A 12,577-nucleotide genomic window follows, 5' to 3' on the forward strand; every position below is an offset into this window, starting at 1 on the left:
ACAGCATCAGCAGCGAAACCATGAACGAACTGACCCACATCCGCGACATGGCGTTGCAGCAGGGCCAGAACTTCATGGGGCTGTTCAAGGACCTGGCCTTTGTGGGCCGGTGGGTCCACTCCATCCTGTCCAATACGGATTCGCGCCGGATCCTGCTGGATGCGATGGGTCGCGCCAGCATCATCTTCATCCTGGCCCTTGTTGCCGAACGCGCGCTGTCCATCGCCATGCGCAAGCCGCTGGCCGGTGTCACCGCGCGCGCGGTGGCGACCGAGCAGCGTCTGAACCAGCGCCTGAAGCGCGAAGACCAGGCGGATCAGGACCAGCCTGCCCCGCCACCCGCCTCCACCGCTGATGCACAGGCCGAACAGCAGACCGAACAGGCCCGCCAGAACGATGACCGGCAGCAGCATGAAACGCTGCGCATCATCACGCGCATTCCCTATTCACTGCTGCACCTGCTGATCAAGCTGCTGCCGGTCGCCCTGTTCTGCGGGCTGGGTTATGGCGCGTCCGCGCTGTTTACCTCCACCCATCAGGCCGCGATGGTCACCATCACGCTGACGAACGCCTACGTAATCGCGCGCGTGATCTACCTGCTGCTTGAAACGGTATTCGTGCCGCATTCCCCCACCATCCGCCTGTGCAGCGCGTCGGATGCGACGGCGCGCATGGTCACGCGGTGGTGGAACTTCCTTGTCGCGGCCCCTTCCATCGTGGTCTGCCTGTCCACGCTGGGTGGCGTGTTCGACATGCCCGCCCGTGGCACGGAAGCCATCATCCGTGCCGTGGTGCTGATCGAACATATCCTGATCGCGATCTTCATCTGGCGCATCCGCCACCATGTGGGCGCAGCACTGCAGCCATCGGCCCGCCTGCGTGAAAAGCCGTTCTGGATCTTCGTGGGCAAGATGGTCCGCTTCTGGTGGATCCCGGCCATGTTCTTCGACCTTGCGCTGTGGCTGGTCTGGGCGACCCAGATCCGTGGCGGCTATGCCTGGATCCTGCGCACGCTGTCGCTGACCATCGTGGTCATCCTTGGCGCACGGCTGCTGTCCGTGCTGGCCTTCAGCGTGCAGAACAAGATCTTCCATGTGCCTGATGCGACCGAAAAGCGCTATCCCGGCCTGCAGGCGCGCGTGGACTATTACTACCCCATCGCGCGGCGTGCGCTGTCGGTGCTGCTGACATTCGTGACCATCGTGCTGCTGCTGCAGTCATGGGGCCTGCCGGCCATCCGCTTCTTCGTGCATGGGTCGCTGGGCACCAAGATCGTGGGCGCCATGCTGACGATCATGATCGCCTACACCATCGCCATCGTGGTGTGGGAAGTGGCCAACGCCACGCTGCAGAACCAGATCACTCGGTTCGAGACATCGGATCAGGCATCCCGCGCGACACGCCTGCGCACGGTGCTGCCGATCATCCGCACGGTGCTGCTGACCTTCATCATCATCATCGTGACCGTGACCACGCTGTCGCAGATCGGCATCAACGTCGCCCCGCTGCTGACCGGTGCGGGCATCATGGGTGCCGCCATCGCCTTCGGTTCGCAGAGTCTGGTCAAGGACTTCATCACCGGCTTCTTCATGCTGGTGGAAAATGCGATGCAGGTGGGTGACTGGGTTACCGCGGGCAGTGTCGCGGGCACAGTGGAACACCTGTCGATCCGCACCCTGCGGCTGCGCGCGGTGAACGGGGACCTGCACATCATCCCGTTCTCCTCCGTGACGTCGATCGCCAATACCTCGCGCGATTACAACCTTGTGGTGGTCAGCTTCATGCTGGACCTGTCGGAAGACCCGCACCGTGTCGCGGCGATCCTGAAGGATGAGCTGTCGCTCATGCGCAAGGATCCGGTCTATGGTCCGCTGATCAAGTCCGACTTCTCGTTCCTGGGTGTCGAGCAGGCGGACGGGAACGGGGCCAAGTTCCTTGGTTCCATCCGCACGGCACCAGGGGCGAAGTGGAAGGTCTATCGTGAATACTACAGCCGTCTGGGCGCACGCATGGTGAAGGAAAAGGTCGCATTCCCGATCCCGACTTCTGTCAACCTACTGGCCAATGGGCCGAGCGGCACGCTGCGCATGAACATGGAGGAAGACCCGGCCAAGCTGCTGGCCGCACGCGCGGCGCAGCCCGACGCACCGGAACCGGCCGCCCCGAAGGCACAGGCCGATGGCGACGGGCAGCAGGCCGGCCCCAAGGGCAACGAACCCTCCCATGGCTGACGGTACGCCCACGCTGTTGGCGCGGCTGGAATCGCCGCTGCGCACGGATGGCTACGCCTTCGTGCCAGCGAGGGACATGCGCCCCCTGCTGGAACATTACGGGCTGCGGGACTGGGCCAGCTTCGCCGCCAGTTGGAACCGGCTGGGGCTGGACCGCTACATGGCGGATGGCGGGCGTTACCGCCGCCGCCGCCATGCGACCTTCGCCATCAGCGATGACGGCATCCAGCGCAAGAAACACCAGCCCCATTACCAGAGCCGCGATTACAACGAACTCAATGGCGGGATCGAACGCTGGTTCCGCGCGGTGGAGCCGGAAGTGGGCGCGCACCCCGCACTACGCGCCATCCTGCGGCTCATGCACCGGATCGTCACCGATATGACCGATCCGGCCAGCATGCCCGATACCTGGCATACCGAAATCCATCAGTTCCGGATCGAGGCGCTGGATGACAGTCCCGGCCAGCCCACGCCGGAAGGGCTGCACCGTGATGGCGTCGACTGGGTCATGGTCGTGATGATCCGGCGCGAGAACGTCATGTCGGGCGAAACCGCGATCCATGACCTGCAGCGCACCATGGTGGGCAGTTTCATGCTGGACGTGCCGCTGGATACGGCGGTGGTCAATGACAACCGCGTCTATCACGGGGTGACGGCGGTCAGGCCCCTTGACCCCACACGACCGGCCTATCGTGACGTACTGGTCGTGACATTCCGCCATCAATGACGCAGGCACGGTCCGGGGCGTGGAAGCATTTCTGCATGCTTGCGCTGGGGACCATGCTGGCGCTGGGCGGCGGGCTTTACCTGTTCATCGTAACGGTTGACCCGTGGGACGTGCTGCCCCTTTCCCCCCGCCTGCCCCGCATTCCCATTACATCCAACGCCCGTTACACCATGCCCGCGCTGGCCCGTAACACGCGCTTCGATTCCGTCATGCTGGGCACATCCACCAGCAGGCTGATCCAGCCCGCCGTGATGGACCGCGCACTGGGCACGCATTTCCTGAATATGTCCATGAACAGCGCCAGTCCGTGGGAACAGGCCCGCGAACTTGACACCTTCCTGCGCGCCCATCCCTCTCCGCGCATTGTCATGATCGACGTGGACGCCGCCTGGTGCCATGAACGCCCCGGCAGCCTGACATCCCCCAACCGACCGTGGCCGGAATGGATGTACGGCCACCCTGCCTGGACCGGCTACCTGCACATGGCCAGCCTGTACGCCCTGCAGGAAGCCGCCAACCAGTTCCTGTGGCTGGTGGGGCTGAAGGCACAGCGTTTCGGTCTGGATGGCTATACCAGCTTTGTCCCGCCCGATGACCAATATGTCCGGCTGCAGGGGCGGGTGCAGGCCGCATTCGACCACTGGGCGCCGCCTGACAATACCCCGGCACCGCCCGGCATGGCCGGGACACCGCCAGCCACCATGGCGCTGCTGGATTCAATGGTCGGACGCATGCCTGCTTCCACCATCCGTATCCTGTGGTTTCCGCCCGCATCCGCTTTCCTGCACGGGACGGCGGGTGGCATCGCGTCGACCCGGCTGCAGGCATGCAGGCTGGGGGTGGAAAGGATCGCGGCCCACAGGCCCAACGTGATCGCCCTTGATTTCAACCATGACAGCCCATTGACGGAAAACCGCGACAATTTCTGGGATCCGCTGCATTACCGGATCCCGGTGGCCCGGCGGCTGATGGCCGATATCACGGCTGTCGTGCTGGGAAAGCCGGTTGCCGATCCATCGCTGGACAGGCTGCATGACCTGCGTGACGGATCCGGCACGGACCGGCAATGACCCAAAGCCATGCGCTGCCATCGCGGAACCTCCACACCGGCGGGGCTTGTGCCGGGCGGGTCATCTGGTATGGAAAACAGAATATCATGGGGTGCCCGCCATACGCATGCGCGACACAGTCATGTAACGTGGACGGGGATCATTTTGTGCATGCCGCCCCCGTGACCGGGCAGGCAAGGTTGCGGCACTGAGGTTGGAGAGGCTGGTGAATACGTCCGTCAATGGTGCGCCGCAATGGCATCTTCAGCCCGAGGCGAACCGGACCCTTGTCACGCTGTCAGGGGACTGGATTGCACAGGAAGGACGCACACCCGCCTTTCCCGCCGGGGCGCTGAAGGATGTGCCGCATGACGAGCCGGTCGAATTCAGCACGGACCAGCTGGGCAGATGGGATACTTCGCTGATCAGCTTCCTGTGGGAACTCAAGCGCAGCGCGCGTGAAGCCCATGTGAACGTCGATACCAACACCCTGCCGGAATCCGCGCACAAACTGCTGGATCTGCTGCCGGAAATTCCGCCCGAACCGACACCGCCCCCGCCCCACCATTTCGCCCCGGTGGCGGCGGTGGGACAGTTCACCCTTGATACCCTGAATGAAGTCGGCTGCGTCAGCGAAATGGGGACAGCCGCAGCCCGTGGTGGTCTGGCCTCGCTGGTCGGGCGCGGGATGATGCGTACCGTCGATCTCATGTCCGACCTGAATGCGGCGGGGCCTGCGGCGCTGCTGATCGTGGGCGTGGTGAATTTTCTGGTCGGCGCGATCCTTGCCTTCGTCGGTTCGGTGGAACTGCATAAATTCGCGGCCGACATCTATGTCGCAAGCCTTGTGGCCATTGCCATGGTGCGTGAGATGTCCGCCGTAATGACCGCCATCATCATGGCCGGGCGCACCGGCGGCGCGTATGCCGCGCGCATTTCCACCATGCAGGCCAATGAAGAAATCGACGCGCTGCAGGTATTCGGCATTCCGGTTTCCAGTTACCTGATCCTGCCTTCGGTGCTGGCACTCGCCTTTACCATGCCGCTGCTGTACCTGTACGGCTGCCTGATCGGCATGCTGGGCGGATTTTTCGTATCCTACATCATGCTGGACGTATCGCCGCTGGGCTACTTCCACGAAACGATCCAGGCGCTGCCGCTGGACCAGTTCACCTTCGGCTTCATCAAGAGCTTCGTATTCGGCACCTTTGTCGGCCTGACCAGCTGCCGCATCGGGCTGAAGGCCGGGCGCAGCGCCGCTGACGTGGGCATTGCCGCGACCAAGGCCGTGGTCGTGGGCATTGTGGGCGTGATCGCCCTTGATGCGGTCTTCGCGGTTATCGCCAATGTCATCGGGATCTGATCGCCATGAATGATACGAACACCCAGATGCCCTCCACCGATGACCGTCCGGTGATGATTTCCGTCGATGACGTGACACTGGCCTTCGGCAGCAAGGTGATCCAGCACGACGTGTCCTTCCGCGTGAAGCGGGGGAGTATCTTTGCAGTCATGGGCGGATCGGGCTGTGGCAAGAGCACCCTGCTCAAGAGCATGATCGGGCTGCTGCGCCCCACCCATGGCACCTACCTGGTGGAAAAGGACAATTACTGGGCCGGTGACGATGCCAGCCGCGTGCATATCGGGCGGCGTTTCGGTGTCCTGTTCCAGAGTGGCGCGCTGTGGAGTTCCATGACCGTGGGCGAAAACGTCGCCTTGCCCATGCAGATGTTCACCAAACTGAAACCGGACGTGATCCGCCAGCTTGTGGAACTCAAGCTGGGGCTGGTGGGCATGCTGCACGCCATTGACCAGTATCCGTCCGAACTGAGTGGCGGCATGCGCAAGCGTGCGGGCCTTGCTCGCGCCATGTCGCTGGACCCCGATATCCTGTTTTTCGATGAGCCTTCCGCCGGGCTGGACCCGATCACATCCGCCCGGCTGGATGAACTGATCCTGAACCTGCGCGACGGGCTGGGGGCGACGATCATCATCGTCAGCCATGAACTATCCAGCCTGTTCCATATCGCCGATGACGGCATCTTCCTTGATGCCGACCAGAAAACCGCCATTGCCCACGGCTCGCCACGCTGGCTGCGCGACCACTGCACCGACCCGATGGTCCATGCCTTCATGCACCGTGAACAGCTGGACAGTTCCAGCCCTGCTGGAAACGGGTAATGCCAATGCCCGGCAGGCAGACGCTGATCGGTTCAGCCGTGCTGGGGGTTGCGGCCATTGCGCTCGTCATACTGGGCGTAAAGGGATCGCTGCCCCTGCCCGGCCGCACCAGCGAGGCACTGGTGATTTTTGAAAGCCCGACCAACGGGCTGGACATCGGTTCCCCCGTCAATTTCCGGGGCGTGCCGGTGGGTGCTGTCGAACGCATTACGGTCAAGGTCGATCCGGCCAGTCATCATACCTACATGCCGGTCTATATCCTGTTCGATCCCAACCATGCGCCTGGACGCAGCGATCTGCCGCCGCTGCCCGAACTGATCAGTAACGGCCTGCGGGCGGAAATGACACTGCACAGCCTTGTCACCGGGCAGACCGAACTTGACCTGGACATGGACCCCAAGACACCGGTGCGGCTGCATCCTGGCCTGGTGGATACGGACCTGACGGAAATACCGATGGGGCAGACGGCGCTGCAGCAGATGGAGACCATGCTGATGGCGACCTCCGTCCAGCAGCTGCACCATGACCTGCAGACCGCAATGGCCAGTATCCGCAAGCTGGCGGAAGACATGAACCGTGACCTGCCGGGCATGATCGCCAGCATCCGCACGACATCGGCGCGCAGTGAAGGGGCTGTGTCCCAGATCCGTTCAACCATTGCGGATGTGGAAAACCGTGCCAGCATCACCATCAACAAGCTGGACAGGCTGATCGCCACCAACAGCCAGCAGTTCGCGGCACGACGGGCGGAACTTCTGGTGCTGATTGCCAATACCCGCCAGACCATGGCACAGGCGCATGAAACCCTTGCCAGCCTGCGTACGCTGACTGACCCGCAATCCCGTGACAGGCTCAATCTGGACGATACGATGCGTGATATTATGGAAGCAGGCTACGGGCTGCGCGGATTCGCCAATGAAGTCGAAAGTAATCCGCAACTTCTGCTGATGGGACGCAATAAATGAAAACGCGCCAGCCCGCCGTCTCCCTTTCACGTCTGTATCCGGCCCTGCGGGCAAGTGGCGGATTACTGCTGTCGGCGGCCATGCTGTCGGCCTGTTCCTCGGCCCCGGTACGCTTCTATACCCTTGGCGCGCCCGCCGTGGCCGTGGGCGCGGAAAGCACCGCCACCCAGCCCATCACGGACAGCACGCCCGTGATCGAGGTCGAACGCGCGCGCATGCCCGATTACCTGGACAGCCAGGACATCATGGTGCGTAACGGCCACGAAATCGAACGCAGCGGGCTGGGCCGCTGGGCCAGCCGCCTGTCGGTGGGGGCTACCGACCTGATCACCGCGCGGCTGGCACAGAAATGGCCGAACCTGTTCGTAACCGACCAGAGCCAGCCTGACCGGCCGACATGGCGGCTGCAGCTCAATATCAGCCGCCTTGATGTCAGCCGCGACGGCAAATCCGCGCTGAATGCGGACTGGGCCATCATTCCGGAGGATTCGCACGCTTCCATCCTGCGTAACCGCACCACCATCGTCATGGATGGCAATACGGGCAGCAACGCCAACATTGCCAAGGTTACCGAAAGCCTGCTGAACGAACTGAGCGACCGGATCGAGGCAAGCTGGCCCAGCACGACGGCACCGCAGACCGCCATGACCTTCCATCGCCATACCAAAGGCTGATCCTGTCCCGGCCTGACTGGCCTGCGGGCATGGAAAACGGGTCGCGGCACCCGGACCGGCCCGTACGGATGGGGAACCTTTCGGCATGAAAGGCATTGGGTGCGCAACCCTGTCCAATCTGCCGGAGTATCGTCATGCCCCCATTTTTCCATGTCCTGCGCGGGACCGCCTTTGTCGCCAGCCTGTCTGTCGCGCTGGGGTTGGCGGCTGGCATGGCGGCGGAAAGCGGGCCGGTCATCCTGGCGCAGCATCCCGGCACCGAACTGGACCGGCAGGCCCGCAGGCTGGTGGCCCAGGACCTTCATGACGCCGCAAACCAGCGTGAACAGCCCGTACTGCTGACCGGGTCGGGCCTGTTATCGGACAGCCCACGCCGCATGGCGCTGTTTGTGCAGTTGCAATCTGCCAGCCTGTGCGGATCGGCGGGGTGTTCCACGTCCGTTTATCTGCCTGACGGGCATAAATGGAGTCTGGTGCTGGATTCCGTCAGCGGGCCGATCACCATTACCCAGCAGGTGCATGGCAACATGCATGACCTGCTGGTTGATGAGACGGATCGCTGGATCTGGAACGGCACGACCTACATCGATACGCAGGCAACACCCGAACCGGCGCCCGAGGCGACAGGCCAGTAGGCGACCGCTACATCCTGTGCGAGGGATCCGGTGGAGATGGAATTTCCGGGGAAAGAATGGAGCGGGTGAAGGGAATCGAACCCTCGTATGCAGCTTGGGAAGCTGCCGTTCTACCATTGAACTACACCCGCATGCGGGCCTTCTATACTGCACAACCCTGACGGATGCAATCACCCCCGCCATATGGGCGGCAGTTGACGCACCCTGCCCTGATCCGCAATAACCATTGATGTCTGGCGTGCCTGCCGGACCCTCGTGATTTGATACGGCCGGCTTGCGGCGAGGTAAAACATACGCGCTAAAGAGGCCTGATCCCGCCTGCAAGGGCGCGGGCATCATGGTTTCCACGGTCGTGAACCGCCTTTTGGGGGAATGGGCCGCCGGAACAGACCGGCGCTGGCCTCTGCCCGTATTCACGCCCATCCCCGTTCACAGGAATTGCCATCTGCCATGACTGACCAGCCTGATCCCAAATCCTTTCGTCCCGCCACCCGCCTGATCAACGCGGGCCTTGAGCGCACGCCCTATGGCGAAACCAGCGAGGCGATGTTCCTGACCTCCGGCTTTGTCTATGACAGCGCGGAACAGGCCGAAGGTACCTTTACGGGCGATGTCTCGCATTACCAGTATTCGCGCTTTGGCAACCCGACCACGTCCAACCTTGAACGCCGCCTGTGTGACCTTGAAGGGGCGGAAGCCTGCGTCCTGACGGCAACGGGCATGGGCGCGGTCTCATCCGCCCTGCTGGCGCAGGTGCGGGCGGGCGACCGGGTCGTGGCGTCGCGCGCGCTATTCGGGTCGTGCCACTGGATCGTGGCCGAACTGCTGCCGCGCTACGGTGTGGAAACCATATTCGTTGATGGTGGCGACATGGCGGCATGGAAGGATGCGCTGAGCAAGCCCACGCGCGCCGTGCTGCTGGAAAGCCCGTCCAACCCGATGCTGGATGTGCTGGATATCCGCATGATCTGCGATCTGGCGCACAAGGCCGGGGCGACGGTTGTGGTGGATAACGTGTTCGCAACCCCGCTGTACCAGAAGCCGCTGGAACTGGGGGCCGACGTGGTGGTGTATTCGTGCACCAAGCATATCGACGGACAGGGCCGCGTACTGGGTGGCGCGGTGCTGGGCAATGCCAAATGGATTGACGAGGTCCTGCGCCCCTTCACCCGCAATACCGGCAACAGCCTGTCCCCCTTCAACGCCTGGGTCATGCTGAAAAGCATCGAAACGCTGGGCCTGCGCGTGAACGCCATGACGCAGAATGCCGCAAAGGTGGCGGACTTCCTGGCGGAAGCACCCGGCATCGCCCGGGTCTTCTACCCCGGCCGCAAGGACCACCCGCAGTACGAACTGGCGAAAAAACAGATGTCCGCGGGTTCCACGCTGGTGGCGTTTGAGGTCGAGGGTGGCAAGGAAGGGGCGTTCGCCTTCATGAACGCGCTGCGCCTGATCTCGATTTCAAACAATCTTGGCGATGCGCGATCCCTTGTCACGCATCCGGCCACGACCACCCACATGAAGCTGGCGCCCGAAGAACGTGCCCGCCTTGGCATTACCGACGGGGCGATCCGCTTTTCCGTCGGACTGGAAGATGCCGACGACCTGATTGACGACCTCAAGCGCGGCATCGCGGCGCTGGCCAACCGGTAAGCAAGGAGCAGTCCCGTCATGAGCAAGAACAGGCCTTTCCCTCCCCCCGGTGGGGAAGGAGCGGAGTCCCCGCTGGGCGAGACAATGGACAATACCCCCTGTTTCGAGGCGACGACCGATAACGTGCGCGTGGTTGTCCAGACCTTCTGGCTGGATGACCAGTCGGAACCGGACGAACACCGTTATGTATGGGCGTACCGGATCCGGATCGAAAACCACGGCACGGAACAGATCCAGCTGCTGCGCCGCAGCTGGCGCATCGTGGACGGGAAGGGACGGATCGACCGGGTGGAAGGCGACGGCGTGGTGGGGGAACAGCCCCTTATCGACGCCGCCGCCAGTTTCGAATACATGTCCGGGGCCGCCCTTGAAACGCCAACCGGCTTCATGGGGGGCATGTACCACATGATCCGCCCCGCCAGCCGGCAGCATTTCGATGTCAGCATTCCCGTATTCAGCCTGGACAGCCCGCATCACCCGACCGTCCTCCACTGAATTTTCCCTCTGCGGCGTGTCCGTGCCGGACACGCCCATGCAACAAGAACCAACAGCATGACTCCCATCGATTCCCGCCCCTCCCGCACGGAAGCAGAGGAGGCCGTCCGCACCCTGCTGCGCTGGGCGGGTGAAGATCCCGACCGCGAGGGACTGCGTGATACGCCCCAGCGCGTCATAAAATCCTATGACGAATTCTTCTGCGGCTATGCGGAAGATCCGGTCGACCTGCTGCGCCGTACCTTTTCCGAAGTCGATGATTATGACGAGATGGTGCTGCTGCGCGATATCCGCGTGGAAAGCCATTGCGAACACCATATGGTGCCCATCATCGGTGTGGCCCACGTGGCCTACCTGCCGCGCAAGCGGGTGGTGGGAATTTCCAAGCTGGCCCGCGTGGTGGACGCCTATGCCAGGCGTTTCCAGATCCAGGAACGGCTGACGGCCCAGATCGCCAATACCATAAACGAGGAGCTGCAGCCCTATGGCGTGGGTGTTGTGATCGAGGCATCGCACCAGTGCATGACCACGCGCGGCGTGCATCGTCCCGGGGTGTCGATGGTCACCAGCCGCATGCTGGGCACCTTCCGCACCAATTCGGATACGCGGCGCGAATTCCTGTCGATACTCAACCGTCCGGCCATGAACAGCAGCGGTATCTGACTGATAAAAAATAAAAGTTTTTGGGTGCCGCCTTTTTTCAAAAAGGCGGCATTCTTCTGTATCAATTACAAAACGCTATAGGGTGACTTTTGCCCCCAGCACGGCAATGAACTGCGCAAGCCATGCCGGGTGGGCGGGCCATGCAGGCGCCGTGACCAGCTTCCCATCGGTAATCGCGGCATCCAGCGCGATATCGGCATAGATGCCATCCGCCAGTTCCACTTCCGGGCGGCAGGCGGGATAGGCTGAAACCTTCCGTCCCGCAATGATACGCGCTGCGGCCAGAAGCTGGCCTGCGTGGCAGATCGCGGCGATCGGCCGGTCGGCAAAGGCGCGGACCAGTTCGATCACCCGCGCGTCCAGCCGCAAATATTCCGGCGCCCGCCCACCAGGCAGGACAAGGCCCGCGTAATCAGCGTGGCTGATGTCATCAAACGTCGCATTCAGCGCAAAACGGTGGCCCGGCTTTTCGCTATAGGTCTGGGCACCTTCAAAATCATGGATGGCGGTCAGGACATGCTCGCCCTTCTTACGGCCCGGGCAGACCGCATCCACGCGATAGCCCAGCATGGTCAGGGCCTGATAGGGCACCATAACCTCATAATCCTCGACATAATCGCCAGCCAGCAGCAGCAGCCTTGGTGCGCTCATTATCCGCTTCCTTCCCGTTTCCCGTTATCCGGTCAGTCGTGATGGTCTTCCTGGGACAGGTGTTCACGCAGCCGGGGCATGAGTTCGACAAAATTGCAGGGCACATGCCGACTGTCGAGCTGCCAGACCAGTATGTCGTCCCACCCGTCCTTCACCGCGCCCGATGATCCGGGCAGTGCGAACAGATAGGTCCCGTTCGCAACCCCGGCCAGTGCGCGTGACTGGATCGTGGACGTACCGATTTTCTGGTAGGACAGCATGCGGAACAGTTCCCCGAAACCTTCGATCCGTTTTTCGATCACTTTATCGAAAGCCTCTGGCGTGACATCGCGGCCTGTCACCCCCGTGCCGCCCGTCGAAATGACGACATCCACCTGCGGGTCCGCCACCCATCCCGACAGGGTGGTGGCAAGGCGCCCGACATCATCGGGCACGATGGCGCGCGCGGCCACGACATGGCCTGCTGCGGTGATGCGCGCGGCCAGTATATCACCGGATCTGTCCGTTTCCGGCGTGCGGGTGTCGGATACCGTCAGCACCGCGATGCGGACAGGCAGGAAGGTTTTTTTCATATCAAGTCGCGACATGGGACCATGTTCACCATTCCCGCGCCATGTCGTCAACGGGCATCGCGGCAGGGGTATGCGCCACCA

General features: G+C 62.7%; 13 protein-coding genes, 1 tRNA gene and 1 riboswitch. Of the genes, 11 read left to right on the forward strand and 3 right to left on the reverse strand.

All coding sequences use genetic code 11. The features are described 5' to 3' along the window. The 8 genes from F1542_RS09360 to F1542_RS09395 all read left to right on the forward strand — a co-directional run. The coding region (locus F1542_RS09360; protein WP_193732801.1) for a mechanosensitive ion channel family protein at positions 1-2,231 on the forward strand (2,231 nt) is incomplete at its 5' end. Next, positions 2,224-2,958: a 2OG-Fe dioxygenase family protein gene (locus tag F1542_RS09365; RefSeq protein WP_193732802.1), complete on the forward strand. Its 735-nt coding sequence runs from the start codon at positions 2,224-2,226 to the stop codon at positions 2,956-2,958. The genes F1542_RS09360 and F1542_RS09365, both read left to right, overlap by 8 nt. Further along, on the forward strand, positions 2,955-4,028 hold the full coding sequence (locus F1542_RS09370) for a hypothetical protein (protein WP_193732803.1): 1,074 nt from the start codon (positions 2,955-2,957) through the stop codon (positions 4,026-4,028). The genes F1542_RS09365 and F1542_RS09370 overlap by 4 nt, the downstream gene beginning before the upstream one ends. Before the next feature lie 205 nt (positions 4,029-4,233). Then, positions 4,234-5,370, forward strand: coding sequence for an ABC transporter permease (locus tag F1542_RS09375; RefSeq protein ID WP_193732804.1), 1,137 nt, complete (start codon positions 4,234-4,236; stop codon positions 5,368-5,370). A 5-nt stretch (positions 5,371-5,375) separates the two neighbouring features. Further along, on the forward strand, positions 5,376-6,188 hold the full coding sequence (locus F1542_RS09380; RefSeq protein WP_193732805.1) for an ABC transporter ATP-binding protein: 813 nt from the start codon (positions 5,376-5,378) through the stop codon (positions 6,186-6,188). After that, entirely contained in the window at positions 6,188-7,153 is a 966-nt protein-coding gene (locus F1542_RS09385; RefSeq protein WP_193732806.1) for an MlaD family protein, read from the forward strand. The genes F1542_RS09380 and F1542_RS09385 overlap by 1 nt, the downstream gene beginning before the upstream one ends. Continuing rightward, complete coding sequence (locus F1542_RS09390) at positions 7,150-7,827, forward strand: membrane integrity-associated transporter subunit PqiC (protein WP_193732807.1); 678 nt, start codon at positions 7,150-7,152, stop codon at positions 7,825-7,827. The genes F1542_RS09385 and F1542_RS09390 overlap by 4 nt, the downstream gene beginning before the upstream one ends. Positions 7,828-7,961: 134 nt before the next feature. Continuing rightward, on the forward strand, positions 7,962-8,462 hold the full coding sequence (locus F1542_RS09395) for a hypothetical protein (protein WP_227672624.1): 501 nt from the start codon (positions 7,962-7,964) through the stop codon (positions 8,460-8,462). Positions 8,463-8,519: 57 nt separating this feature from the next. On the opposite strand, the gene F1542_RS09400 is transcribed toward F1542_RS09395, so the two are convergent. Further along, positions 8,520-8,593, reverse strand: a tRNA-Gly gene (locus tag F1542_RS09400). Between the two features lie 111 nt (positions 8,594-8,704). Beyond that, a riboswitch (SAM riboswitch) is annotated at positions 8,705-8,785 on the forward strand. Positions 8,786-8,912: 127 nt separating this feature from the next. On the opposite strand from F1542_RS09400, the gene metZ reads away from it, so the two are divergent. From metZ to folE, 3 genes are all read left to right on the forward strand, one after another. Further along, positions 8,913-10,115, forward strand: coding sequence for an O-succinylhomoserine sulfhydrylase (gene metZ / locus F1542_RS09405; RefSeq protein ID WP_193732808.1), 1,203 nt, complete (start codon positions 8,913-8,915; stop codon positions 10,113-10,115). A gap of 84 nt (positions 10,116-10,199) precedes the next feature. After that, positions 10,200-10,610, forward strand: coding sequence for a Co2+/Mg2+ efflux protein ApaG (apaG, locus tag F1542_RS09410; protein ID WP_193732839.1), 411 nt, complete (start codon positions 10,200-10,202; stop codon positions 10,608-10,610). Positions 10,611-10,667: 57 nt separating this feature from the next. After that, a complete protein-coding gene (folE, locus tag F1542_RS09415; RefSeq protein ID WP_010509068.1) occupies positions 10,668-11,273 on the forward strand; it encodes a GTP cyclohydrolase I FolE in 606 nt (201 codons plus the stop codon). 75 nt (positions 11,274-11,348) lie between these two features. On the opposite strand, the gene F1542_RS09420 is transcribed toward folE, so the two are convergent. Further along, positions 11,349-11,924 carry a DJ-1/PfpI family protein gene (locus F1542_RS09420; RefSeq protein WP_193732809.1) on the reverse strand — a complete coding sequence of 192 codons (576 nt, stop codon included), beginning with the start codon at positions 11,922-11,924 and terminating at the stop codon, positions 11,349-11,351. A gap of 32 nt (positions 11,925-11,956) precedes the next feature. Further along, positions 11,957-12,511: a molybdenum cofactor biosynthesis protein B gene (gene moaB / locus F1542_RS09425; protein WP_193732810.1), complete on the reverse strand. Its 555-nt coding sequence runs from the start codon at positions 12,509-12,511 to the stop codon at positions 11,957-11,959. Positions 12,512-12,577 lie beyond the last annotated feature (66 nt).

It is taken from the genome of Komagataeibacter sp. FXV3 (assembly GCF_015155755.1).
In the GTDB taxonomy this organism is placed as follows: Bacteria; Pseudomonadota; Alphaproteobacteria; order Acetobacterales; family Acetobacteraceae; genus Komagataeibacter.

What these genes read in the sequence shown, in the direction of transcription:
- F1542_RS09365 (WP_193732802.1), top strand. Translation starts at nt 2,224, where the DNA reads ATGGCTGACGGTACGCCCACGCTGTTGGCGCGGCTGGAATCGCCGCTG.
- F1542_RS09370 (WP_193732803.1), top strand. Translation starts at nt 2,955, where the DNA reads ATGACGCAGGCACGGTCCGGGGCGTGGAAGCATTTCTGCATGCTTGCG.
- F1542_RS09380 (WP_193732805.1), top strand. Translation starts at nt 5,376, where the DNA reads ATGAATGATACGAACACCCAGATGCCCTCCACCGATGACCGTCCGGTG.
- F1542_RS09385 (WP_193732806.1), top strand. Translation starts at nt 6,188, where the DNA reads ATGCCAATGCCCGGCAGGCAGACGCTGATCGGTTCAGCCGTGCTGGGG.
- F1542_RS09390 (WP_193732807.1), top strand. Translation starts at nt 7,150, where the DNA reads ATGAAAACGCGCCAGCCCGCCGTCTCCCTTTCACGTCTGTATCCGGCC.
- F1542_RS09395 (WP_227672624.1), top strand. Translation starts at nt 7,962, where the DNA reads ATGCCCCCATTTTTCCATGTCCTGCGCGGGACCGCCTTTGTCGCCAGC.
- metZ (WP_193732808.1), top strand. Translation starts at nt 8,913, where the DNA reads ATGACTGACCAGCCTGATCCCAAATCCTTTCGTCCCGCCACCCGCCTG.
- apaG (WP_193732839.1), top strand. Translation starts at nt 10,200, where the DNA reads ATGGACAATACCCCCTGTTTCGAGGCGACGACCGATAACGTGCGCGTG.
- folE (WP_010509068.1), top strand. Translation starts at nt 10,668, where the DNA reads ATGACTCCCATCGATTCCCGCCCCTCCCGCACGGAAGCAGAGGAGGCC.
- F1542_RS09420 (WP_193732809.1), bottom strand. Translation starts at nt 11,924, where the DNA reads ATGAGCGCACCAAGGCTGCTGCTGCTGGCTGGCGATTATGTCGAGGAT.
- moaB (WP_193732810.1), bottom strand. Translation starts at nt 12,511, where the DNA reads ATGTCGCGACTTGATATGAAAAAAACCTTCCTGCCTGTCCGCATCGCG.